Here is a 22,860-nt window from a genome sequence, read left to right as displayed (position 1 = left end):
ATAGGGTTGATGGCACTTTAATGTCTCGACTCGGGGGGCGGTAACTTGAGGGAAAACCGCAAAGGTATCAAGGGGCTGTAGAGGAAAATGGCGAGGGTTGTCAGCCGCCGGAAAAATAATTTCGACCGGTTAACCCGAACCGCGCGTGCCTTGCGTCTGAGCCTGTGTACGAATCATTCATTCACGAGGTTCAGCCCATGTCCCGTCCATTTCCCTTTATGCGTCCTGCTGCCCAAGGCTTCGCCGTGACTTTGCTGGTGGCGTTGGCCGGTTGTGGGTTGTCTTCCTCCCGAGAGGCTGCCCAGCCCTCCGAACCGGTGCCTGTGGCGCCCAGCGTGGTGCCACAAGGCGAGATCGCCCAAGGGCCCCAGTCGACGGTCAAGCGCGTGCTCATGAAGCCGGCATCGATGCCCGCTCCCAGCGTGGCGAACGATGCCATTGCCGCGGGTTACCGTGCCGAACCGCGTGAACAGTACGAAAAGCTGCCGGACAACCCCATCCATAGCGTGGCCGAAACACCCGTGTCGACCTTCAGCGTGGATGTCGATACCGGCAGCTATGCCAATGTGCGACGGTTCCTCAACCAAGGTAGCCTGCCGCCCGAAGGGGCTGTGCGATTGGAGGAAATGGTCAACTACTTCCCTTACGCCTACGCCCTGCCCAGCGACGGTTCACCTTTTGGCGTGACCACCGAGGTCGCCCCCTCACCGTGGAACCCCCACACCCGTTTGCTGCGCATCGGCATCAAGGCCAGCGACCGCGCCGTGGCGGACCTGGCGCCGGCCAACCTGGTCTTCCTGGTGGACGTTTCCGGCTCCATGGACCGTCGCGAAGGCCTGCCGCTGGTCAAGAGCACGCTGAAACTGCTGGTGGACCAATTGCGCGATCAGGACCGGGTGTCCCTGGTGGTCTATGCCGGCGAATCCCGGGTGGTGCTCAAGCCCACTTCGGGCCGCGACAAGGTGACAATCCGCAACGCCATTGATCAACTCGACGCCGGTGGTTCCACCGCAGGTGCCTCGGGTATCGAACTGGCCTATCAGATGGCGCGGGAGAGCTTCATCGACAAAGGCATCAACCGCATCCTGCTGGCCACCGATGGCGACTTCAACGTCGGTGTCAGTGATTTCGACAGCCTCAAGCAGATGGCGGTGGACCAGCGTAAAAGCGGCGTCTCCCTGACGACCCTGGGCTTCGGTGTGGATAACTACAACGAGCACCTGATGGAGCAATTGGCCGACGCCGGTGACGGTAACTACGCCTACATCGACAACCTGCTCGAAGCGCGCAAGGTCCTGGTGGACCAGCTCAGTTCCACCCTGGCGGTGGTCGCCCGGGACGTGAAGTTGCAGGTGGAGTTCAACCCCGCCCAGGTCAGTGAGTATCGACTGCTGGGCTATGAGAACCGCGCATTGAAGCGTGAGGATTTCAACAACGACAAGGTCGACGCAGGCGAGATCGGCGCCGGGCATACGGTGACGGCGTTGTATGAAATCGTGCCGAAGGGGGCGCCGGGCTGGTTGGAACCGCTGCGTTATGCCAGCACGCCCAAGTCGCAGAGCACGTCAGGCGAATTGGCGATGTTGCGCGTACGCTACAAGCCGGCCGAGGGCGGAAGCAGTCGATTGATCGAACATCCCATTGCCAGCGTGCAGAACGACCGCAAGCCCAGCGATGACCTGCGTTTCTCGGCCGCTGTTGCCGCCTTCGCCCAACAGCTCAAGGGTGATGGACGCTACACTGGGACGATGACCTTGAAGGACACTGCGCAATTGGCGCGCTCGGCCCGCGGTGATGATCCGTTTGGGCTGCGCTCGGAGTTTGTGCAGTTGGTGGAACTGGCCCAGAGCCTGGAGCCTGCGGCCAAGCGCTGAGCCTGACTACAAACGAGGATCATCAATGTGGGAGCGAGCTTGCTCGCGATAGCAGTAGACCGATCATGTTCGTCATTGACTGATCGGACGCCATCGCGAGCAAGCTCGCTCCCACAGGGCTCCCTTGTTGTCTGCCAGGACTGTGTTGCAATGACCGGAAAGGAGTTCGCCCCCCACATGCCCGCTGCGCTTGATTCTCCCAGCGACGAATCGCTGCTGGCCCGCTACCGCAATGGCGACGGGGCTTCTTTCGAAGTCCTGTACGCCCGTCATCGGCAAGGGCTTTACCGTTTCCTGCTGTCCTTGAGCAACAAAGCCGAGCTGGCCGAGGAAGTTTTCCAGGACACCTGGCTCAGCCTGATTCGCAGCGCCACCCAGCCACAAGGCCGGGCGAGTTTTCGTACCTGGTTGTTCCAGATTGCCCGCAACCGCTTGATCGACCACTGGCGCAGACAGGGTGTCCACAACCCGTTGCACGACAGTTATGACGAGCAACTGCACGTCCAGCCCGACGACACCGGCAGCCCCGAGCAACAGCTGAGCCTGAGCCGCGACCAGGCGCGTCTCGACGCCGCGCTGCAGGCCTTGCCCGAGGATCAGCGAGAAGTCTTCCTGCTGCGCCTGCATGGCGACCTGGAGCTGCCACAGATTGCCGCCCTGACCGGCGCCCCGCTGGAAACGGTCAAAAGCCGCTTGCGTTACGCCCAGCAGAAATTGCAGCGACTGCTGGCCGAGGAGGTACCCGCATGATCGACGCCAAACACACCCCGGATCCCAACGACGAAGTGCTGATCGAGCATTTCCGCCAACACACCAGCGGCGAGCCGCCGGCCTCCCTGGACGCCTTCATCCTGGCCACCGCCCGTCGCGAAGCACCGACACCCACGCCAAGCCTGTGGCAACGCTGGCTGCAAGCCTGCCAACGGCCGCGCTGGCAAATGGCATTCGCCACGGTCGCCGGTGTGGCGCTGATGATCGGCCTGGTATTGCGCTCACCCGTGCCCCACGAGGAGCTGGCCTCACCCTCCTCGATGGAGTTTTCCGCCGATCGGCAAGCGCCTGCCGTTGCCGCCGCACCACCACCGGCCATGCCCGCCCCGGCCCCGATCACCCGAATGGCACCCCAGGGCGAACTGGCCCGGGCCCCGGCAAGCCCTGTGCAATCCTTGGCGGAAAAGCCCGCGGCGAAAATGAGCAAATCCGCGCCGGCAGCATTGCCATCGCTGGAGCAAGGCCTGATGGAAATCCTGCGCTTGCGCGAGGCGGGTGAGAGCAAGGCCGCTGATGAGAAGCTGCTGGCGCTGCATAAGCGCTTTCCCGAGGAAGACCTGCCGGCGCGGTTGGAGGCGTTGCGCAAGCGTTGAGTTAAACCGACGGGCTGATGATCCATTGAGAATCGCGTCTGGCGTCCTGGCGGCTACGACCATCGGGGCGCAGCCGGGCTTGGCGGCTTCTGTGCCCATTCAGACCATCTCTACAGCCACCTGATTTGACAAGCTCCAGGGAGTTTGTATAACTGGTTATACAAATCCCGGAGATGTTATGGATATTTTACGAGAAATGCCCCATGTCTTTTTAGGCAGCCGTCTCAAGCGACTTGCCGAGCAGATGCAAGCAGATGCGAGTCTGTTGGCTAGCGATGTGGGTACATTAGTCCCACCAGGGCTGTTTCCGGTTCTCGTGCTGCTCGATGGCTCCAAAGGCTGCACTGTTGGGGATCTCGCCCGAGCCATCCGGGTGAGCCAGCCTGCAATGACAAAAAGTGTAAACCGGCTGACGGACGAAGGGCTCGTTGTCTCGAGCCGGGGGGAGAAAGACAAGCGGCAGTCCCTCGTCGAACTGACGGAGGCGGGGAGGGCTGCCGTCGATCAAGGCCGCCAAGTCGTATGGCCACTGATTGATATCGTGGTTCGCGACTTATTAGCCGGGATGTCGGGTCCTTTTCTGGAACAGCTGGATACTCTGGAAAATCGCTTGGCCGAGGAGTCTCTAGCTGAGCGCGTTGATCGCCTTAACCCTGTCAGCTTGCGACCCGCTTGTGATGCAGATGTTGCTGGAGTCGTTTTATTACTCAATCGGGCATATCGCGGCGAAGGGGAAGGAGCAGGGTGGACGACAGAAACGGGTCTGATTAGCGGAGATCGTATTTCGGAAACAACGCTCAGGACTGAGATTGCACAGAAACCGCTCGCTTCGTTATTGGTATGGAAGAAGCGAGAAAACATCCTCGGGTGTGTATGGGTTGAGCCAGTGCAGGCGGGGACTTGGTATCTCGGGTCATTGGCAATCGATCCAAAAAAACAGAATGCTCAGTGTGGACGGCGCTTGCTCGCCGCCGCGGAGCAATGGTGCCAATCACGCGGCGCTGAGTGTATTCATATGACGGTGCTTGAAGCGCGGGACACGTTGATAAAGTGGTATGAGCGTCGGGGCTATTGCAAAACAGGTGAAACCGAACCTTTTCCTTATGACGACGACAGGTTTGGGGTTCCCATCCGACCGGGTCTACAGTTCGAGGTCATGAAGAAAGTGCTGGAAACCTCAGCGATTCACTCGATGCATCAGGTATTGAACACATGATATAGCCAGAAACAAGAAAGCCCGCACAGGGCGGGCTTCTTGGGGTGTTTCGTAGACTGTCTGAGACAGGTCTAGACTGCTATATGGTGCACCAGGCGGGATTCGAACCCACGACCCCTGCCTTCGGAGGGCAGTACTCTATCCAGCTGAGCTACTGGTGCGACGCGGGCGCCATGATACTCATATGCAATGCGGGCGTCCATGCTGCTGATTTGCCGGTGTTTTCATAAGCCTAGGTGGGCATCGGCTACGCTGATCAGAAAAAACGGGCAAACTCGGTTTTTTCGTTCTTTTTTTCGAACAGGCTCTTGTCCTTCACCCCCATCGGCCCTAGGATTCGTTTGAGATTTCAAACGCTCTTGTCTGGGTGCTGAACCGCACGTCTGTGCTTATGTGCGTTATTTCTGTGCTTCAGCCCGGTGAATGATTTCCCTGACGGCAGCCCCCGAGGCGCCTTTCTACAAATCTAATTCGCTCCGCGTGCGCGCGGTGCTGTTAAGGAAAGCCGACATGCAGCTTAAAGACACCCAGTTGTTCCGCCAGCAAGCCTTTATCGATGGCGCTTGGGTCGATGCGGACAATGGTCAGACGATCAAGGTCACCAACCCGGCGACGGGCGAAGTGTTGGGCACCGTGCCGAAGATGGGCGCGGCCGAAACCCGCCGGGCGATTGAAGCCGCCGACAAGGCACTGCCGGCCTGGCGTGCACTGACCGCCAAGGAACGCGCCAACAAGCTGCGCCGCTGGTACGAATTGCTGATCGAAAACCAGGACGACCTCGGTCGCCTGATGACCCTGGAACAAGGCAAGCCACTGGCCGAAGCCAAGGGCGAGATCGTCTACGCTGCCTCGTTCATCGAGTGGTTTGCCGAAGAAGCCAAGCGCATCTACGGTGACGTGATTCCCGGCCATCAGCCCGACAAGCGCCTGATCGTGATCAAGCAGCCGATCGGCGTGACCGCGGCCATTACCCCGTGGAACTTCCCGGCGGCGATGATCACCCGTAAAGCTGGTCCAGCCCTGGCTGCCGGTTGCACCATGGTCATCAAGCCGGCTTCGCAAACCCCGTTCTCGGCCCTGGCCCTGGTGGAGCTGGCGCACCGTGCTGGCATCCCGCAAGGCGTGTTGAGTGTAGTGACCGGCAGCGCCGGCGACATCGGTGGCGAGCTGACCAGCAACCCGATCGTGCGCAAGCTGTCGTTCACCGGCTCGACCGAGATCGGTCGCCAACTGATGGCCGAATGCGCCAAGGACATCAAGAAAGTCTCCCTGGAGCTGGGCGGCAACGCGCCGTTCATCGTGTTCGACGACGCGGACCTGGATAAGGCCGTCGAAGGCGCGATCATTTCCAAATACCGCAACAACGGTCAGACCTGCGTCTGCGCCAACCGCCTGTACATCCAGGATTCGGTGTACGACGCCTTCGCCGAGAAACTGAAAGTGGCGGTGGCCAAGCTCAAGATCGGCAACGGCCTGGACGATGGCACCACCACCGGTCCCTTGATCGACGGCAAAGCGGTCGCCAAGGTGCAGGAACACATTGCCGATGCGGTCAGCAAAGGCGCGACCGTGCTGTCGGGCGGCAAGGCGATGGAAGGCAACTTCTTCGAGCCGACCATCCTGACCAACGTACCGAAGAACGCCGCCGTGGCCAAGGAAGAAACCTTCGGTCCGCTGGCGCCGCTGTTCCGCTTCAAAGACGAAGCCGAAGTGATCGCGATGTCCAACGACACCGAGTTCGGCCTGGCTTCGTACTTCTATGCCCGCGACCTGGGCCGTGTGTTCCGTGTGGCCGAGGCCCTGGAATACGGCATGGTCGGCGTCAACACTGGTTTGATCTCCAACGAAGTCGCGCCGTTCGGCGGCATCAAGGCGTCGGGCCTGGGCCGTGAAGGTTCCAAGTACGGCATCGAGGACTACCTGGAAATCAAATACCTCTGCCTGGGTATCTGATCCGCTTCAAGCGCAAAGGGCACGAGAGCGCTGTCCCTTTGCGTGCTTCACCCGTTCTGTTTCTTGTGGTCGGGAACGCTGTGGCAGTCGATCATCGCATGCTGTCGCAGTTGCCTTTCCGCCATGTATTCCTTGAGCCACGCCGACCGATGAGCGGCGAATGAGGACTGTAATGAGCAAGACTAACGCTGACTTGATGGCCCGCCGTACCGCCGCTGTTCCACGTGGCGTCGGCCAGATTCACCCGATTTTCGCCGAGTCGGCGAAGAACGCCACGGTCACCGACGTTGAAGGTCGTGAATTCATCGACTTCGCCGGTGGTATCGCCGTACTGAACACCGGCCACGTGCACCCGAAAATCATCGCCGCCGTGACCGCGCAGTTGAACAAGCTGACCCACACCTGCTTCCAGGTCCTGGCCTACGAGCCGTACGTGGAAGTGTGCGAAAAAATCAACGCCAAGGTGCCCGGTGATTTCGCCAAGAAAACCCTGCTGGTCACCACCGGTTCCGAAGCGGTGGAAAACGCCGTGAAGATCGCCCGCGCCGCCACTGGCCGTGCCGGTGTGATCGCCTTCACCGGCGCGTACCACGGTCGCACCATGATGACCTTGGGCCTGACCGGTAAAGTCGTGCCGTACTCGGCTGGCATGGGCCTGATGCCCGGCGGTATCTTCCGCGCGCTGTACCCGAACGAACTGCACGGCGTGAGCATCGATGATTCCATCGCCAGCATCGAACGCATCTTCAAGAACGACGCCGAGCCGCGTGACATCGCCGCCATCATCATCGAACCGGTACAGGGCGAGGGTGGTTTCTATGTGGCGCCCAAGGAGTTCATGAAGCGCCTGCGCGCCCTGTGCGACCAGCACGGCATTCTGTTGATCGCTGACGAAGTCCAGACTGGCGCTGGCCGTACCGGCACCTTCTTCGCCATGGAACAGATGGGCGTTGCCGCCGACCTGACCACCTTCGCCAAATCCATCGCTGGCGGCTTCCCGTTGGCCGGTGTGTGCGGCAAGGCCGAGTACATGGATGCCATCGCCCCAGGTGGCCTGGGCGGCACCTATGCCGGTAGCCCGATCGCCTGTGCGGCGGCGTTGGCGGTGATGGAGGTGTTTGAAGAAGAGCACCTGCTGGACCGCTGCAAGGCTGTGGGCGAGCGTCTGGTCACGGGCCTCAAGGCTATCCAGAAAAAGTACCCGGTCATTGGTGAGGTCCGTGCCCTGGGCGCGATGATCGCCGTGGAGCTGTTCGAAAACGGCGACACCCATAAGCCGAACGCCGCGGCAGTGGCCCAAGTGGTGGCCAAGGCACGTGACAAGGGCCTGATCCTGCTGTCCTGCGGCACCTACGGCAACGTTCTGCGGGTGTTGGTGCCGCTGACCTCGCCGGACGAGCAACTGGACAAAGGCCTGGCGATCATCGAAGAGTGTTTCTCCGAGCTCTGATCTGACGAACGCTGACTGTGCACTGATCCACAAAAAAACCCGCTTCGGCGGGTTTTTTCATGTCCGCGGGCTTATCCCGCAGGTTTGAGCTGTCTGGAACGGCCTTCATTGTCTAAGGTGCATGTATGGCAAGGGAGCGATGTTGCAATGACTGCTGTGGTTTTACCCGCTGTACCGCGTGTGTTGATCGCCGAGGCCGACCCGGCGTCCCGGGAGATGCTGGAGCAAGTGCTGTCGGGCGTGCGCTGCGATGCCCGAGTGGACACCTGCGGCGAGGGGCAACAGGCCCTGGATTTGCTGGCGCATAACGTGTACGACCTGGTCATCGCCGATTGGGAACTGCCGGGTGTCGATGGCCTGACGATCCTGCGTGGCCTTCGCCAACAGCATCGAGCTGCGCCGTTGCCGTTCATTCTGATGAGTCGGCGCAACGACAGCGCCAGTGTGCGTGAGGTCGTTCCACTGGCACCGACGGCGTATTTGACCAAGCCGTTGAACCGGGAAGGCCTGACCTTGCGTTTGCAAGGGTTGTTAGTGGGCGGCGGTGAAGAAACCTCCAACGCTGCGCCGGTCCCGGGGCCGGGGCTGACCTTGCCCACCTTCCTGGAACGTCGGCGTGACCTGTCCGAGGGCGCGCCCTTGATGACCGATGTGCAAGTGGCGGTCAAGCGCAGCCTCAACCCCGGCGGGCTGGATCTGAAATTGCTCGAAGAAGAGCTCCGCACCGACCCGCAGATCACCGCGGTGCTGATCGCTGCGGCTAACAGCGCTGCCCAGCATCAGGGCGGTGGCCCGGTGCAGACCGTGGCCCAGGCGCTGCACCAGCTCGGCACCGGGCAAAGCATGAACCTGATACTCGGCCTGACCCTCAAGCGCTGCGCCCGGCTCAGCGTTCCGTGTCTGGCGGATTATGCCGAGCGTTACTGGACACTGTCGCTGCACACCGCCGAATACGCCCGGACGATGGCGCGGTTGTTGGACCTGGAGCAGGAGCGTTGTTATTGCGCCGGGTTGTTGCATCGCCTGGGCGACCTGGCGTTGTTGCGCTGCCTTGAAGAGTGGAAACAGGCCGGTGGCGAGCTGGAAGAACCGGAGGAAGTCGGCGACTCGCTGGACACGTTCGGCGCCAGTTTCGGCTCGGCGTTACGTGCCCGCTGGCGTCTGCCGTTGGAGCTTCGGGAGTTGATCGCGGCGGTCTATAGCCTGGGGGGCGGGGTGTATTCCCGTGAAGCCTTGGTGATGAACATGGCAGCGCAGATGGCGCATCTGCCCGCCCATGAGGGTCTTGAAGAGCTGGCCCGTGGCCGCACGGCACGGTTGCTGAAGATCGGCTTGCCAGAGTTGACACGGTTGCGCCGCAAATAAAGCCAGCGCCCAACCCTGTGGGAGCGAGCTTGCTCGCGATGGCGGCATGACGGTCACCCCATCATTGAATGTCAGGCCCTCATCGCGAGCAAGCTCGCTCCCACAGGATCCGTGGCATGACTGGATTCAATTGCACGGCGATTGGCGTCAGGCCGCGATGATGCGGTTCTTCCCCTTGCGCTTGGCCTCGTACATGGCCGCGTCGGCGCGGGAGAACAGGCTGTCGAGGGACGGGTCTTCGGGGGTAATGGCGGTCAGGCCCTGGCTGACAGTAATGCCGAAGGTCTGTTCGCCCCAGCGGAACATCAGGCGCTGGATTTCCCGTTGCAACCGCTCGGCCACTTGCAATGCCATGTCGGGGGCGCAGCCAGGGAACACCGCAGCGAACTCTTCGCCCCCGATCCGCCCGAACAGGTCGCCGCGTCGCAGCACGGACCGGCCGCTTTCGGCGATCTTCTGCAACACGGTATCGCCTTCCTGATGACCGTAGGTGTCGTTGATCACCTTGAAGTCATCGATGTCCAGCAACAGGAACGCCATGGGCGTCCCTTGTAGCCGCGCCTGCTCGAATTCACGGTGGGCACATTCGAAAAAATGCCGGCGATTGCTGCTCTGGGTCAGCACATCGGTGGTTGCCAATCGCTGCAGCTCACTTTCCAAGAGCTTCTTTTCGGTGATGTCCTCGGCGATGCCGACCACGATCACCGGTTGCCCAGGCTCGGCCTGGCGGTTGATGAAGCATTTGTCGCTCAACCAGCGAACCTGGCCGTCGCCGGCGATGATGCGGTATTCACGGTCTTCGACGGCCCCCTTGACCAGCACTTCGGCCAGGCTGCGTTCGGCGTACTCAAGGTCGTCGGGGTAGATTGCGTCGCGCCATTCGTTGTAGTCAGCCAGGACCAGGCCGGCGGGGCGGCCGAAGATCCGTTCGTAGGCGGGGCTGACATACAGCACTTGTCGGGTTTCCCAGTTGAACGCCCACAGCACGGCATTGACGCTAACCAGCAGCGAGCTGAACAGTTGTTCGCGTTCGCTCAGGCGCGCCACTTCGCCCTGGGCGTGCATCAGCGCCATGAGCGTCTGGGCCGCCTCGGGCCAATGAGGTAGGGAGTAATCCTGTAGGTTCTTGTCGACCATCGGCACAAATCTCAAAGAGCGTGCACTGCTGTTGTTTTGCACGCACTTTTCTCCAAATCCCGCCTGGATGGCGAAGTGCTCTTTGAGATAGGGGATTCGGGGCGAAGTTCCTTTTCAGGCGACGAAGGGCGTGGGGATTTAGCGAGTCAGATGCCAAGTGTTGGACCTGTGGCGAGGGAGCTTGCTCCCGCTTGAGCGCGAAGCGCTCACAAGAAAAGAAGGGCTGCTGCGCAGCCCAGCGGGAGCAAGCTCCCTCGCCACAAAAAGCCCTCATCCACAGTGGTGGCGTTGCCTGGTCAGGCCGTGGCAGGCCGTAGCGAGTAGGTCTTGAGCTGGTCGGCGAAGTCCCGCAGGGACTGGATGCCGCTGGCTTCGGCCTCGTTGACCCATTCCTTGATGGCGGCGAGCATGTCGTGGCCGTTGCTGCTGGTCTTGACCCAGATCTGCTGCAAGGCCAGGCGTTTCTCGTAGATCACCTTCAGTGCCTGGCTGTGTTCGAGCATGTTCTGGATTCGCACGTGGTGACGGTCGTCCAGCAGGCTGGTTTCCCGCGACAGCAGCCGTTTGGCCCGGTGGAACTGGTGACGCACCGAGTGATCGACTTTTTCCAGTTCCTGCTTGACCAGCGGCGCGATGACCAGCCGACGGTACTGCGCCATGATCTGGAAGCGGTTGTTGAGGATCGCCATGGCCGTGTCCATGTCCAGGTGGCCCTTGCCTTCGACCCGGTGGGCGATCGGCGCAACGCGCTGGACCTTGGCCAGGCGCAGGAAACTGAACACCCGGATCCAGGCCCAGCCCAGGTCGAACTCCCATTTACGTACCGACAGCTTGGCCGAGTTGGGGTAGGTGTGGTGGTTGTTGTGCAGTTCTTCGCCGCCGATCAGGATGCCCCAGGGCACCAGGTTGGTCGCCGCGTCGCGGCATTCGAAGTTGCGGTAGCCCACGGCATGGCCCAGGCCGTTGACCACGCCAGCGGCCCAGACGGGAATCCACATCATCTGGATGGCCCAGATGGTGATGCCGATGGTGCCGAACAGCAGCAGGTCGATGACGCCCATGATCGCCACGCCCAGCAGCGGGAAGCGGCTGTAGAGGTTGCGCTCGATCCAGTCGTCGGGGCAGTTCTTGCCGTAGATGCGCAGGGTTTCCGGGTTTTCCGCTTCGGCGCGATACAGCTCGGCGCCTTTGCGCAGCACGGTGGACAAGCCCTTGATGACCGGGCTGTGAGGGTCATCCTCGGTTTCGCATTTGGCGTGGTGCTTGCGGTGGATGGCGGTCCACTCGCGGGTGTTCTGCGCCGTGGTCAGCCACAGCCAGAAACGGAAGAAATGTTTGAGACCGGCGTTGAGCTCCAGGGAGCGATGGGCCGAATAACGGTGCAGATAGACCGTGACGGCAATGATCGTGACGTGGGTCATCAGCAGGGTGACTGCCACCAGTGACCAGGCCGACAAGCCAAGAAAACCTTCGTACCACATAGGCTGTAGGGCCCTCGATAAAGATAGAAACCGCCGTTGCATTATCACCAGCCCCACAGATAAAACCAGTCGGCCTTTCAGATAAGAGTGGCTGAATGTTTCTTCCTCTATAATCCTCCTCTTTGTAAGGACATGGATGGCCGAATGCCTGCCTATCAACGCAGTGCCATGCGCGTAGCGCTGCTTTATCTCGTGCTGTCAGTCGTCTGGCTGCAGCTGGTTGGTTATTTATTGAGCAGTTTCTTCGATCAATTCGTCGACAGGCAGCGCTGGCTCCTGATCAACGGGTATGCCTGGATCCTGTTTAGCGCCGGGCTGATCTTCCTGGCCCGGGCGCGGATCTCGCGGTTTTTCGCCAAGGGCGAGCACGGTGCCGATCGCGAGCGCCTGCGCCAGGCCGCCGCCGTCTTCGATTGCACCCGCGAAGGGGTGTTGGTGACCGATCGCAACGGCTTGATCGTGCATGTGAACCGGGCTTTCATGGCGATCACCGGTTATGCCCGGGACGAAGTGCTGGGCCAGCGCCCCAATCTGTTCAAGTCCGGTCGCCATGGGCCGGATTTCTATCGCGACATATTTGCCGCCCTGGCCAGCCTGGGCGAGTGGAGTGGCGAGATCTGGAATCGGCGTAAAAGTGGTGAGATCTACCCGCAATGGCAGACGATCCGCGTCATTCACGATGACAACGGCCAAGTCAGCCACTATGTCGCGGTGTTTTCGGACATCAGCGCCATCAAGGATTCCGAGCACGAACTGGCCTACCTGGCCCATCACGACCCGCTGACAGGCTTGCCCAACCGCCTGCTGTTTTCCGACCGCACCGAGCAGGCCCTGGCGTCGGCGCAGTTGCACAAGCGTGGCTGTGCCCTGTTGCTGGTGGACCTGGATCACTTCAAGAACATCAATGACAGCCTCGGCCACAGCGTCGGCGATGAGTTGCTCAAAGGCGTGGCCGAGCGATTTCGCGGGCTGTTTGCCCCGGGCGTGACCCTGGCCCGGCTGGGGGGCGACGAATTTGCGGTGCTGGTGGAAAACTGTTCCCAGCCTGGTCAGGCCGCAGCGTTGGCCCGGCGCATCCTCGACGCCTTGAAAGAACCGCTGCAGTTCGATGAGCACGCGTTGTTCATCAACGCCAGCATCGGCATCAGCCTGTTTCCCGGTGATGCCCTGAACGCCGGGCAACTGTTGCGCAATGCCGATTCGGCGTTGTTCAAGGCCAAGAGCGCCGGACGCGACGGCTACGCCCTGTATACCGAAGAACTTACCGCCCATGCGCAGCAACGGGTCGAAATTGCCTTCGAACTGCGTCGTGCGCTGCAGCAGCAGGAGTTGCGTGTTCATTACCAGCCAGTACACGACTTGGCGAGCAGCCGTCTGATCGGTGTCGAGGCGCTGGTGCGCTGGGAGCATCCCACACGGGGGCTGGTGTCGCCGGCCGAGTTCATTCCCATCGCCGAGCGTACCGGCCTGATTGCCCAGGTCGATGCCTGGGTCATGGACCAGGCTTGTCGGCAGATGTGCCGGTGGCAGCAGGCGGGCGTGGCGTTGTCGTTCGTCGCCGTCAATGTCTCGAGTCGGTTGTTTGCCCATCGCGAATTGTACGAGCAGGTTGCCCAGGTGCTGCACGACACGGGCCTGGATCCGGCCTGCCTGGAACTGGAAGTGACGGAAAGCGCGGTGATGGAAGACCCGGAGGTGGCGCTGGAGCAGATGCACCGCCTGCGGGAATTGGGCGTGCGCTTGGCCATCGACGATTTCGGCACGGGCTATTCGTCGCTGCTGCGGCTCAAACGCTTGCCGGTGCAGAAGCTCAAGATTGATCAGGGCTTTGTCGCGGGGTTGCCGTGGGATGAGGATGACGCGGCGATCGTCCGGGTGATCATCGCCCTGGCCCACAGCATGGGCATGCAGGTGCATGCCGAGGGCATTGAACAGCGCGAACAAGCGGCCTTTTTGCTGGGGCAGGCGTGTGAGCTGGGGCAGGGCTATTGGTTTGGTCGGCCGGTGGCGGCGGCGCAGTTGGATTGGGACTGCGCGCCGGTCATTGCTTGATCGTCCGTGGCATTGATGTTGACTGACCCTCCGCCATCGCGAGCAAGCTCGCTCCCACCGTTGTTTTGTGTTGCCTGTGATAGGCGCGCTAACCCGCTTCCCCTGTGGGAGCGAGCTTGCTTGCGATGGCGCAATCACACCCGCCGCAGGGGGGGCGGAAAGCTCAGCGTCATTTTGGTTATATAAAAATTCTTAAATAGTCTTTTTAAGAATATCCGCACTTATCTAGTATTGCTCCCACGCCGCAAGCAGTGCCGCCCACTGCCAGGCATTCATTTAAAGGAGCAGCAGCATGAGCGCATCTCTACGTAGTGTTGACGGCCAGGACGAAGCAACCATCTTGCGCGAGATCCAGAGCGCGTTGCGCGATCTTCGCTTCGGGGCAGTGGAAATCACCGTGCACAACGCCCAGGTGGTCCAGATCGAACGCAAGGAAAAATTCCGGCTGCAGCAGCCGAGCCATAAACCGGGCTGAAACAGTCTGGTTGTGGGAGCAAAGCTTGCTCGCGAAACAGGCGCCTCGATTTCTGGGGAACTGTGGTGCCTTCATCGCGAGCAAGCTTTGCTCCCACAGCGGTTCGATTTGTTCAGGTCTCACGATTTAATAAGCCATAAGAAAACCAGAATTCCAGGAGCTTTCACCATGTCGTCCATTCGTCGTTATGCCCTGGCCGCCCTGGCCAGTGCTGTTTTTGCAGGTTCCGCCGTCGCCAAGGATTACGAGCTGCTCAACGTGTCCTACGACCCGACGCGCGAGCTTTACCAGGATTACAACGCCGAATTCGTCAATTTCTGGAAGAAAGCGCACCCGGACGACAGCGTGAAGATCCAGCAGTCCCACGGTGGTTCGGGCAAGCAAGGTCGGGCGGTGATCGACGGTCTGCGGGCCGACGTGGTGACCCTGGCCCTGGCCGGCGACATCGATGAAATCGCCAAGCTGGGCAAGTCCCTGCCAGCGGACTGGCAAACACGCCTGCCGGATGCCAGCACGCCTTACACGTCCACCATCGTGTTCCTGGTGCGCAAGGGCAACCCCAAGGGCATCAAGGATTGGGGCGACCTGATCAAGAACGACGTGTCGGTCATCACCCCGAACCCGAAGACCTCCGGCGGTGCGCGCTGGAACTTCCTCGCTGCCTGGGCCTACGGCCTGAAGGCCAACGGCGGTGACGAAGCCAAGGCCAAGGAATACGTGCAGGCGCTGTTCAAGCACGTGCCGATCCTCGACACCGGCGCCCGTGGCTCGACCATTACCTTCGTCAACAACGGTCAGGGCGACGTGTTGCTGGCCTGGGAAAACGAAGCCTTCCTGGCGCTGAAGGAAGACGGTGGCGCCGACAAGTTCGACATCGTCGTGCCGTCGCTGTCGATCCTCGCCGAGCCGCCTGTGGCGGTGGTGGACAAGAACGCCGAGAAAAAGGGCAATGCCGAGATCGCCGAGGCGTACCTCAAGCACCTGTACAGCCCGGCCGGCCAGGAAATCGCCGCGAAAAACTACTATCGCCCGCGTGACAAGGACGTGGCCGCCAAGTACGCCCGGCAATTTCCAAAGGTGGAGCTGGTGACCATCGACAAGGACTTCGGCGGCTGGAAAACTGCCCAACCGAAATTCTTCAACGATGGCGGCGTGTTCGACCAGATCTATCAGGCGCAGTAAGCTGGCTGATCTAAAAAGCCGGACACTGAATCTGTGGCAAGGGGATGTTGTGGGAGCAAGGCTTGCCCGCGATGAAGGCGATGCGGTCCTTTAGAAACCGAGTCGCCTTCATCGCGGGCAAGCCTTGCTCCCACCCAGTTTTGCTCCCACAGTGTGTTTTCAACCAAGGACTTCTATGTCGCGTCGCATATCCCCCGTCATACCCGGCTTCGGGCTGACGCTGGGCTACACCCTGGTGTACCTCAGTCTGATTGTGCTCATACCCCTGGCGGCGATGTTCGTGCATGCCGCCCAACTCACCTGGGAACAGTTCTGGGCGATCATCTCGGCGCCGCGGGTGCTGGCGGCCTTGAAACTCAGTTTCGGTACCGCGTTGTACGCCGCGATCATCAACGGCGTGATCGGTACGCTGCTGGCCTGGGTGCTGGTGCGCTACACCTTCCCCGGCCGCAAGATCATCGACGCGATGATCGACCTGCCGTTCGCCTTGCCCACTGCCGTGGCCGGTATTGCCCTGACAGCGTTGTATGCGCCGACCGGCCTGGTCGGCCAGTTCGCCACCGACCTGGGCTTCAAGATCGCCTACACCCCGTTGGGCATTACCCTGGCGCTGACCTTCGTGACGTTGCCGTTCGTGGTGCGCACGGTGCAGCCGGTGCTGGCCGATATTCCCCGTGAAGTCGAAGAAGCCGCCGCCTGCCTGGGTGCCAAGCCGTGGCAGGTGTTCCGCCACATCCTGGTGCCGGCGTTGTTGCCGGCCTGGTTGACCGGCTTCGCCCTGGCCTTTGCCCGTGGCGTGGGCGAGTACGGTTCGGTGATTTTCATCGCCGGCAACATGCCGATGAAAACCGAGATCCTGCCGCTGTTGATCATGGTCAAGCTCGACCAATACGACTACACCGGCGCCACCTCCATCGGCGTGCTGATGCTGGTGGTTTCCTTCGTCCTGTTGCTGCTGATCAACCTGCTGCAGCGGCGCATCGAAACCCCATAAGGAGGCGCGAACATGTCCCAATCGTCTATTTCCGCAGCCTCCACCAACGCCGCCCGTCGCGGCAGTGCGACGTCGCGGCGCGTGCTGATCGGCCTTGGCTGGCTGATTTTCGCGCTGTTTTTGCTGTTGCCGCTGTTCATCGTGGTGTCCCAGGGCCTGAAGCTCGGGTTGGGGGCGTTCTTCACCGCGATCTTCGAACCCGACGCGTTGTCGGCGCTGAAGCTCACGGTGATCGCCGTGCTGATCTCGGTGCCGCTGAACCTGGTGTTCGGCGTCAGTGCCGCGTGGTGCGTGAGCAAATATTCATTCCGTGGCAAGAGCATGCTGGTGACGCTGATCGACCTGCCGTTCTCGGTGTCGCCGGTGATCGCGGGCCTGGTGTATGTGCTGATGTTCGGCGCCCAGGGCCTGTTCGGCCCGTGGCTGTCGGATCACGACATCCAGATCGTGTTCGCGCTGCCGGGCATCGTCCTGGCGACCATCTTCGTCACGGTGCCGTTCGTGGCCCGTGAGCTGATCCCACTGATGCAGGAACAAGGCACCCAGGAAGAAGAGGCCGCGCGCCTGCTGGGCGCCAATGGCTGGCAGATGTTCTGGCATGTCACCGTGCCGAACATCAAGTGGGGGCTGATCTATGGCGTGGTGCTGTGTACCGCCCGGGCCATGGGCGAGTTCGGCGCGGTGTCGGTGGTGTCCGGGCACATTCGCGGGGTGACCAACACCCTGCCGCTGCACGTCGAGATCCTCTACAACGAATACAACCACGTGGCCGCGTTCGCTGTGGCGAGCCTGTTGCTGATCCTGGCGCTCTTCATCCTGCTGCTCAAGCAGTGGAGCGAAAACCGAATCAACCGCCTGCGCGCCAGCGCCGCGGAGGAATAAGTCATGTCGATCGAAGTCCGTAACGTCAGCAAGAACTTCAACGCCTTCAGGGCCCTGGACGACATCAGCCTGGACATCCAGAGCGGTGAATTGGTCGCGCTGCTGGGGCCGTCGGGTTGCGGCAAGACCACGTTGCTGCGGATCATCGCCGGCCTCGAAACCCCGGACCATGGCAACATCGTGTTCCACGGCGAGGACGTGTCCGGTCACGACGTGCGTGATCGCAACGTCGGTTTCGTGTTCCAGCACTACGCCTTGTTCCGCCACATGACGGTGTTCGACAACGTCGCCTTCGGCCTGCGCATGAAGCCCAAGAATCAGCGGCCGAACGAAAGCCAGATCGCGACCAAGGTCCACGAACTGCTGAACATGGTGCAACTGGACTGGCTCGCCGACCGCTACCCGGAGCAGCTGTCCGGCGGCCAGCGTCAGCGGATCGCCCTGGCCCGCGCCCTGGCTGTGGAACCCAAGGTACTGTTGCTGGACGAACCGTTCGGCGCCCTCGACGCCAAGGTCCGCAAGGAACTGCGCCGCTGGCTGGCGCGCCTGCACGAGGACATCAACCTGACCTCGGTGTTCGTGACCCACGACCAGGAAGAAGCCATGGAAGTCGCCGACCGGATCGTGGTGATGAACAAGGGCGTGATCGAGCAGATCGGCTCGCCGGGCGATGTCTACGAAAACCCGGCCAGCGACTTTGTGTACCACTTCCTCGGCGACTCGAACCGCCTGCACTTGGGGGAGGACCAGCATGTGCTGTTCCGTCCTCACGAAGTCTCGCTGTCGCGCTCGGAGCTGGAAGACCACCACGCCGCCGAAGTGCGCGACATTCGCCCGCTGGGCGCGACCACTCGGGTGACGTTGAAGGTGGAAGGCCAGAGCGAACTGATCGAGGCGGAAGTGGTGAAGGACCATGACAGCCTGGTGGGCCTGGCCAAGGGTGAGACGCTGTTCTTCAAGCCGAAGGTCTGGCAGAAGGTTTCCAACCTCTAAAAGCATCGCGAGCAAGCTCGCTCCCACAGTAGAACTTCAGTGAACACACTATTTGTGTACCTATGGAGATCCATTGTGGGAGCGAGCTTGCTCGCGATGGCGTCCTCGCTGTCCCCGATCAGAATCTGAATAACTCTACCCAGCCTTGCTTCGATTGGTTCTACGCTAACGCCTTTTCCCATCTCAAACCCTACCTAGACTCTGACTTGCCAGGAGGCGAGAGAGAGTCCAACGACGGACCGGTGTTATCTCCTGGCACCCTGATGCCAAGGAGATGAGTATGAGAATGGAAGTCAGTCGGCATGGCCCGTTTGGCTGTGCATTACTAAGCGTCTTGCTGGTCCCGGCCGCCAGCGCCGCCCCTGCGTTGTCCCCCCAGATACCCTTCGATGTCACGGTGACCCACCCCGTTTCACTGGTCAGCCTGCAAGCCGATTTCGATGAGCTGTCGTGGCAGACCTTCATCGCCCTGAACTGGCCGGCGCTGGATAACGGTGATCCGAATACCGGCACGCCCATCGGCAAGCAGGATGGCGCCACCGTGTGGGAGAGCTGGAAAGAGAGCTACCAGATTTTCCGCGCCAAGGGCCAGACGCCGCTGCCCTGGAACGCATCGGCGACCCTCCCTGAAGCGTGCAAGTCGCTCAAGCCCGGTCGCCTGTTGCAGCAGATGGGCAAGGTGCCCGATGTGCTGGATGAGTTTATCCAGCCCTTCGAGAGCGGCCCGCTGGTGGACCAGAACGGTACCTACACGCGCAACGAAATCGTGGTCAACCAATCGATGTTCGACGGCATCGTCGACAACGGCCTGTACAGCATCGAAGGCCAGCAGAAATTCTTCGCCGCCAATCCGAACAACACCGTGGCGTTCAGCTGTGGTTCCACCCAGACCAAACAGGTCGGCGCGGTGATGGTGAAGGCATCGTGGAAAGTGCTGGGCCCCAACGACAACCGCCAGGATTTCCATACCGTCGATGCACTGGTCTACACCCCGGGCAACAACGACCCGAGCCATGGGCCGATCGTCGCGGAGTCATGCGTGTCCGAGCCGGTCGGGTTGGTGGGATTGCATATGGTTCATAAGACTACCAGCGCGGCGCAATGGGTCTGGTCAACCTTCGAGCATGTGAAAAACGTGCCGGAAAAAACCACGCCTGTGGCCCAGCGCACGGGGCCTTATCTGTTCTACAACGCGGCCAGCAAAAGCGACATCAACCAGCCGCCGCCACGGCCATGGAACCCGGCAGTCAAGGCGACACCCTCGCAGATCGTGCGGGAAGTGCCGCTGACCGAAGCCACCAAAACCCTCAATACCACCTATCAAACGCTGTTGCGTACGGTGAACAAGCAGAGTGTCTGGGCGAACTATCAACTGATCAGTACCCAGTGGCCGTCAGACCCACCCAAGAACTGCCAGGTATCGGCCGCCAACCCGCTGGGCAGCCCCGCGCCGTTGTTCCTGGCCAACGCCACGTTGGAAACCTATATCCAGGGCACCGTGCCCCAGGCGTCCTCCAGTTGCATGGCCTGTCACGGCAACGCGGCCACCCATGTCACCGAGTCTGCGCGCACCAGCTTCGCGGATTTCACCTATTTGCTTGAACGTGCACAGTCCACTGGCGGACAAGGAGTCAACCATGAGCAGTGATCTGGACAATTTCGTAGGCCTGTCTTCGGCCCTGACTGGCATTCCCGTAAATCGGCTGGCACCGGCGATCGACCAGGTGGGTCTGCCGCCAATTTTTCTCGCGTTCATCACCCCGCGTATCACCCCTGCTGTACTCAACACCTTGCTGACTCAGTACGCCACGCTGGCGGCGGACAATGTGCCCCCTGACCAGATCGCCCAAGCGGTGCTGATGAACGGATCGAACCCGGCTGTCACGCAAGCGGCCCACGCCGCGCGTTCGATCATGAAGTTGTGGTTGTTGGGCGTCTGGTATCAGCCCTATGCCACCGGTAACTACGCATCGACCGATTCGACGGTGGTGTCCGACCAGGCCTACATCCAGAGCTGGGCCTGGAAAATTGCCCAGGCCCATCCCATGGGCTACAGCGAGATGTTTTTCGGTTATTGGAACACCACGCCACCGAGCCTTGAGGACTACACCGGCGTGCCTGCCAACACGCAAGGAGCCTCGTCATGAGTACCGAACAAGCCGAGGTGATCATCGTTGGCGCGGGGCTGGCCGGCAGCATCATCGCTTATCAGTTGGGCATGGCTGGCGTGGATGTGCTGGTGCTCGAATCGGGTCCGGAGGTCCCGGCCAACCGTGCGCAATACCTGGAGCGTTTCTACACCGCCACCCTGAAGACCCCGGAGTCGCCCTATCCGCCAGTGTCGACCCTGAACTCGCCGCGTGACCCGAGCAAGGAAAATGCGCCTCGGGCAACCATCGCCGACCTGCTCGGTGGCTGGAACAAGCCGAAAACCAGCTACCTGGTGCAGAAGGGCCCGTTGCCCTTCAACAGCACCTATGAACGGGTGGGCGGCGGTACGACCTGGCACTGGGTCGGAACCTGCCTGCGCATGCTGCCGAACGATTTCCGCCTGAAGAGCAAGTACGGCGTCGGGGTGGATTGGCCGATCAGCTACGACGACCTGCAAAGCGCCTATTGCCGGGCGGAGGCGGAAATCGGCGTGTCGGCCAATGTCGCCGACCAGGCCTACCTGGGCATGACATTCCCCGAGGGCTATTCATTCCCGATGCACAGCATTCCGTTGTCGCTGGTCGATGGCAGTTTTGTCGCTGCCGTGACCGGCAAGAGCTTCGACGGCTTGCCGCTGGTGGTCAGTCCGACCCCGGCCGGGCGCAACTCCCAGCCCTATGCCGGGCGCCGGGTGTGCGCCGGCAATACCAACTGCACGCCGATCTGCCCGATCCAGGCCAAGTACGACGCCACCGTGACCCTGAACAAGGCCCTGGCCACCGGCAAGGTCCGGGTCATGTACCGGACCGTGGCCAGCAAAGTGACCGTGGGCCCGGACAAGAACATCAATGGCGTCGAATTCATTCAATACCAGCTTGGCGAGGGCCCGAAGACGGGCTCCGGCGTGGCCATCGGGCAGCGTTACGTGATCGCGGCCCATGCCATCGAGACCCCTAAATTGCTGCTCAACTCCAAGACCCCGGCCTGGCCCGATGGCGTGGCCAATAGCAGCCACCAGGTCGGATGCAGCCTGTCCGACCACCCGATTTACCTGGCGTGGGGGCTGATGCCGGAAGGCAAGACGGTGTTTCCATATCGGGGCCCGGTGTCCACGGCGGGCATCGAGAGCCTGCGGGACGGCGACTTTCGCAGCCAGCGAGCGGCGTGGCGCATCGAAATCGGCAACGAGGGCTGGAATTGGCCGGTGGGCGACCCTTACGTCACCGTGGTCGATTTCATCGACGGCAAGAACATAAGTCGCACCAACCCGTTGCCATCGAAAAAGGACACGCAGCCCACTGAAGTGCTTTACGGCACGGCCCTGATTCAACGGCTCAACGACCTGTTCATCCGCCAGTTTCGGATCGCCTTTTTGGTGGAGCAGGTGGAGAAGGATCCCGACAAGGCCAAGAGCTACATCGTGCCCTCGACGGACAAGCTCACGGACGGGCTCGGCATTCTTCGGCCGGAAATCCACTACGAGCTGTCCGATTACACCAGGGAAGGTTTCAGGCGGGCGAAGATATTGGCGAGCCACATCATCAAGGACCTGCTCGGCGCGGAGGAACTGACGGCACCCATTGGCGAAGGGAAATTCACGCACCTAAAAGAGGATTACACCTTCCAGGGCGCCGGGCACCTGATGGGCACTTACCGTATGGGGGATGATCCGACCAAGTCGGTGGTGGACAAGTACCAGCGCAGTTGGGACCACAAGAACCTGTTCCTGGTGGGCGATGGCGTCTTCCCCAGCACCGGCACCTCGAACCCGAGCCTGACGATCGCGGCGTTGTCGTTCCAGGCCGGGGACACCATAGCCAACGACCTGAAGGCGGTGACGATGCAGGTCCAATCCAACATCGCCTGGCAGGGCACTGGCGTGCAGGTCAACGGGTTGGTTCCGCGGCTGGTTCGCTACGTCAGTGGGCTATGGTGTGCCAGTCCGCAGGGTGGCAATGTCGATGGAAATGGCGGTTCGCGGCACATCGACTACAGCAGCTATGCCTTGCCCGGTGCCGCCGAAGGCGCCTTGATCGGTCGTGTGGGCGCTGGTGGCACGCCGTTCCTGGTGGGGGACCTGGCGCAGGTTCCGGGCAATCAGCAAGGGGAGCTGCAACTGTGCATCAACGATGACCTGACCGGGCAGTACGGATCTGGCTTGAAAGATAACACCGGTGCACTGACGATTCGGGTCGAATTCGGAGCCCTGTAACGCATGAGCGATAAAGCCTGACTCCTGTGGGAGCGAGCTTGTGGGAGCAAGGCTTGCCCGCGATGCAAACACCTCGGTG

At 61.3% G+C, this 22,860-nt stretch carries 18 protein-coding genes and 1 tRNA gene; 16 read left to right on the top strand and 3 right to left on the bottom strand.

The genetic code is table 11. From position 1 onward, the window contains the following. Window positions 1-197: 197 nt before the first annotated feature. The 4 genes from AO356_RS10760 to AO356_RS10745 all read left to right on the top strand — a co-directional run bounded on the left by AO356_RS10760 (window position 198) and on the right by AO356_RS10745 (window position 4,454). Window positions 198-1,874, top strand: a complete 1,677-nt coding sequence (locus tag AO356_RS10760; RefSeq protein WP_060739772.1) for a vWA domain-containing protein — start codon at window positions 198-200, stop codon at window positions 1,872-1,874. A gap of 177 nt (window positions 1,875-2,051) precedes the next feature. Next, the gene (locus AO356_RS10755) at window positions 2,052-2,624 is read left to right on the top strand and encodes an RNA polymerase sigma factor (protein WP_060739771.1); all 573 of its coding nucleotides are present in this window, start codon (window positions 2,052-2,054) and stop codon (window positions 2,622-2,624) included. Further along, window positions 2,621-3,238 (top strand): hypothetical protein, encoded by a 618-nt coding sequence (locus tag AO356_RS10750; protein ID WP_060739770.1) that lies wholly within the window; start codon window positions 2,621-2,623, stop codon window positions 3,236-3,238. The genes AO356_RS10755 and AO356_RS10750 overlap by 4 nt, the downstream gene beginning before the upstream one ends. A 178-nt stretch (window positions 3,239-3,416) precedes the next feature. Next, window positions 3,417-4,454 (top strand): bifunctional helix-turn-helix transcriptional regulator/GNAT family N-acetyltransferase, encoded by a 1,038-nt coding sequence (locus AO356_RS10745; RefSeq protein WP_060739769.1) that lies wholly within the window; start codon window positions 3,417-3,419, stop codon window positions 4,452-4,454. A gap of 84 nt (window positions 4,455-4,538) precedes the next feature. Here AO356_RS10745 and AO356_RS10740 read toward each other — a convergent pair. After that, window positions 4,539-4,615 (bottom strand) — tRNA-Arg (locus AO356_RS10740). A gap of 349 nt (window positions 4,616-4,964) precedes the next feature. Between AO356_RS10740 and gabD the strand changes: the two genes are divergently transcribed. The 3 genes from gabD to AO356_RS10725 all read left to right on the top strand — a co-directional run bounded on the left by gabD (window position 4,965) and on the right by AO356_RS10725 (window position 9,222). Next, window positions 4,965-6,407 (top strand): NADP-dependent succinate-semialdehyde dehydrogenase, encoded by a 1,443-nt coding sequence (gabD, locus tag AO356_RS10735; RefSeq protein WP_003196484.1) that lies wholly within the window; start codon window positions 4,965-4,967, stop codon window positions 6,405-6,407. A gap of 172 nt (window positions 6,408-6,579) precedes the next feature. Beyond that, window positions 6,580-7,857: a 4-aminobutyrate--2-oxoglutarate transaminase gene (gene gabT, locus AO356_RS10730; RefSeq protein WP_060739768.1), complete on the top strand. Its 1,278-nt coding sequence runs from the start codon at window positions 6,580-6,582 to the stop codon at window positions 7,855-7,857. A 147-nt stretch (window positions 7,858-8,004) separates the two neighbouring features. Next, the gene (locus tag AO356_RS10725) at window positions 8,005-9,222 is read left to right on the top strand and encodes an HDOD domain-containing protein (protein WP_060739767.1); all 1,218 of its coding nucleotides are present in this window, start codon (window positions 8,005-8,007) and stop codon (window positions 9,220-9,222) included. A gap of 147 nt (window positions 9,223-9,369) precedes the next feature. Here AO356_RS10725 and AO356_RS10720 read toward each other — a convergent pair whose 3' ends face one another. Both AO356_RS10720 and desA read right to left on the bottom strand, forming a co-directional pair. Next, window positions 9,370-10,359 carry a GGDEF domain-containing protein gene (locus AO356_RS10720; protein WP_060739766.1) on the bottom strand — a complete coding sequence of 330 codons (990 nt, stop codon included), beginning with the start codon at window positions 10,357-10,359 and terminating at the stop codon, window positions 9,370-9,372. A 296-nt stretch (window positions 10,360-10,655) separates the two neighbouring features. Further along, window positions 10,656-11,840 carry a delta-9 fatty acid desaturase DesA gene (gene desA / locus AO356_RS10715; RefSeq protein WP_060739765.1) on the bottom strand — a complete coding sequence of 395 codons (1,185 nt, stop codon included), beginning with the start codon at window positions 11,838-11,840 and terminating at the stop codon, window positions 10,656-10,658. 144 nt (window positions 11,841-11,984) lie between these two features. Here desA and dibA point away from each other — a divergent pair, with 144 nt between their 5' ends. The 9 genes from dibA to AO356_RS10670 all read left to right on the top strand — a co-directional run bounded on the left by dibA (window position 11,985) and on the right by AO356_RS10670 (window position 22,781). After that, the gene (gene dibA, locus AO356_RS10710) at window positions 11,985-13,892 is read left to right on the top strand and encodes a phosphodiesterase DibA (protein WP_060739764.1); all 1,908 of its coding nucleotides are present in this window, start codon (window positions 11,985-11,987) and stop codon (window positions 13,890-13,892) included. A gap of 292 nt (window positions 13,893-14,184) precedes the next feature. Continuing rightward, on the top strand, window positions 14,185-14,367 hold the full coding sequence (gene oscA, locus AO356_RS10705; RefSeq protein ID WP_042732574.1) for a sulfur starvation response protein OscA: 183 nt from the start codon (window positions 14,185-14,187) through the stop codon (window positions 14,365-14,367). 168 nt (window positions 14,368-14,535) lie between these two features. Further along, window positions 14,536-15,549 (top strand): sulfate ABC transporter substrate-binding protein, encoded by a 1,014-nt coding sequence (locus AO356_RS10700; RefSeq protein WP_060739763.1) that lies wholly within the window; start codon window positions 14,536-14,538, stop codon window positions 15,547-15,549. A gap of 175 nt (window positions 15,550-15,724) precedes the next feature. Then, window positions 15,725-16,543, top strand: a complete 819-nt coding sequence (gene cysT / locus AO356_RS10695; protein ID WP_013692011.1) for a sulfate ABC transporter permease subunit CysT — start codon at window positions 15,725-15,727, stop codon at window positions 16,541-16,543. Window positions 16,544-16,555: 12 nt separating this feature from the next. Then, window positions 16,556-17,425, top strand: a complete 870-nt coding sequence (gene cysW, locus AO356_RS10690) for a sulfate ABC transporter permease subunit CysW (RefSeq protein WP_024618577.1) — start codon at window positions 16,556-16,558, stop codon at window positions 17,423-17,425. Window positions 17,426-17,428: 3 nt separating this feature from the next. Beyond that, a complete protein-coding gene (locus tag AO356_RS10685; RefSeq protein ID WP_060739762.1) occupies window positions 17,429-18,418 on the top strand; it encodes a sulfate/molybdate ABC transporter ATP-binding protein in 990 nt (329 codons plus the stop codon). Window positions 18,419-18,698: 280 nt separating this feature from the next. Further along, a complete protein-coding gene (locus AO356_RS10680) occupies window positions 18,699-20,066 on the top strand; it encodes a hypothetical protein (protein ID WP_060739761.1) in 1,368 nt (455 codons plus the stop codon). Then, on the top strand, window positions 20,056-20,565 hold the full coding sequence (locus tag AO356_RS10675) for a hypothetical protein (protein ID WP_060739760.1): 510 nt from the start codon (window positions 20,056-20,058) through the stop codon (window positions 20,563-20,565). The genes AO356_RS10680 and AO356_RS10675 overlap by 11 nt, the downstream gene beginning before the upstream one ends. Further along, the gene (locus tag AO356_RS10670) at window positions 20,562-22,781 is read left to right on the top strand and encodes a GMC oxidoreductase (protein ID WP_060739759.1); all 2,220 of its coding nucleotides are present in this window, start codon (window positions 20,562-20,564) and stop codon (window positions 22,779-22,781) included. The genes AO356_RS10675 and AO356_RS10670 overlap by 4 nt, the downstream gene beginning before the upstream one ends. Window positions 22,782-22,860 lie beyond the last annotated feature (79 nt).

The sequence above is a fragment of the Pseudomonas fluorescens genome (assembly GCF_001307275.1).
Classification (GTDB): domain Bacteria; phylum Pseudomonadota; class Gammaproteobacteria; order Pseudomonadales; family Pseudomonadaceae; genus Aquipseudomonas; species Aquipseudomonas fluorescens_AA.
The sequence above is the reverse complement of the archived record's forward strand: the minus strand, read 5'-3'. Positions and strand labels throughout refer to the sequence as shown.

Bases quoted from the DNA above. Each gene is read 5' to 3' on its own strand.
- AO356_RS10760 (WP_060739772.1), top strand. From the start codon at position 198: ATGTCCCGTCCATTTCCCTTTATGCGTCCTGCTGCCCAAGGCTTCGCC.
- AO356_RS10755 (WP_060739771.1), top strand. From the start codon at position 2,052: ATGCCCGCTGCGCTTGATTCTCCCAGCGACGAATCGCTGCTGGCCCGC.
- AO356_RS10750 (WP_060739770.1), top strand. From the start codon at position 2,621: ATGATCGACGCCAAACACACCCCGGATCCCAACGACGAAGTGCTGATC.
- AO356_RS10745 (WP_060739769.1), top strand. From the start codon at position 3,417: ATGGATATTTTACGAGAAATGCCCCATGTCTTTTTAGGCAGCCGTCTC.
- gabD (WP_003196484.1), top strand. From the start codon at position 4,965: ATGCAGCTTAAAGACACCCAGTTGTTCCGCCAGCAAGCCTTTATCGAT.
- gabT (WP_060739768.1), top strand. From the start codon at position 6,580: ATGAGCAAGACTAACGCTGACTTGATGGCCCGCCGTACCGCCGCTGTT.
- AO356_RS10725 (WP_060739767.1), top strand. From the start codon at position 8,005: ATGACTGCTGTGGTTTTACCCGCTGTACCGCGTGTGTTGATCGCCGAG.
- AO356_RS10720 (WP_060739766.1), bottom strand. From the start codon at position 10,359: ATGGTCGACAAGAACCTACAGGATTACTCCCTACCTCATTGGCCCGAG.
- desA (WP_060739765.1), bottom strand. From the start codon at position 11,840: ATGTGGTACGAAGGTTTTCTTGGCTTGTCGGCCTGGTCACTGGTGGCA.
- dibA (WP_060739764.1), top strand. From the start codon at position 11,985: ATGCCTGCCTATCAACGCAGTGCCATGCGCGTAGCGCTGCTTTATCTC.
- oscA (WP_042732574.1), top strand. From the start codon at position 14,185: ATGAGCGCATCTCTACGTAGTGTTGACGGCCAGGACGAAGCAACCATC.
- AO356_RS10700 (WP_060739763.1), top strand. From the start codon at position 14,536: ATGTCGTCCATTCGTCGTTATGCCCTGGCCGCCCTGGCCAGTGCTGTT.
- cysT (WP_013692011.1), top strand. From the start codon at position 15,725: ATGTCGCGTCGCATATCCCCCGTCATACCCGGCTTCGGGCTGACGCTG.
- cysW (WP_024618577.1), top strand. From the start codon at position 16,556: ATGTCCCAATCGTCTATTTCCGCAGCCTCCACCAACGCCGCCCGTCGC.
- AO356_RS10685 (WP_060739762.1), top strand. From the start codon at position 17,429: ATGTCGATCGAAGTCCGTAACGTCAGCAAGAACTTCAACGCCTTCAGG.
- AO356_RS10680 (WP_060739761.1), top strand. From the start codon at position 18,699: ATGAGAATGGAAGTCAGTCGGCATGGCCCGTTTGGCTGTGCATTACTA.
- AO356_RS10675 (WP_060739760.1), top strand. From the start codon at position 20,056: ATGAGCAGTGATCTGGACAATTTCGTAGGCCTGTCTTCGGCCCTGACT.
- AO356_RS10670 (WP_060739759.1), top strand. From the start codon at position 20,562: ATGAGTACCGAACAAGCCGAGGTGATCATCGTTGGCGCGGGGCTGGCC.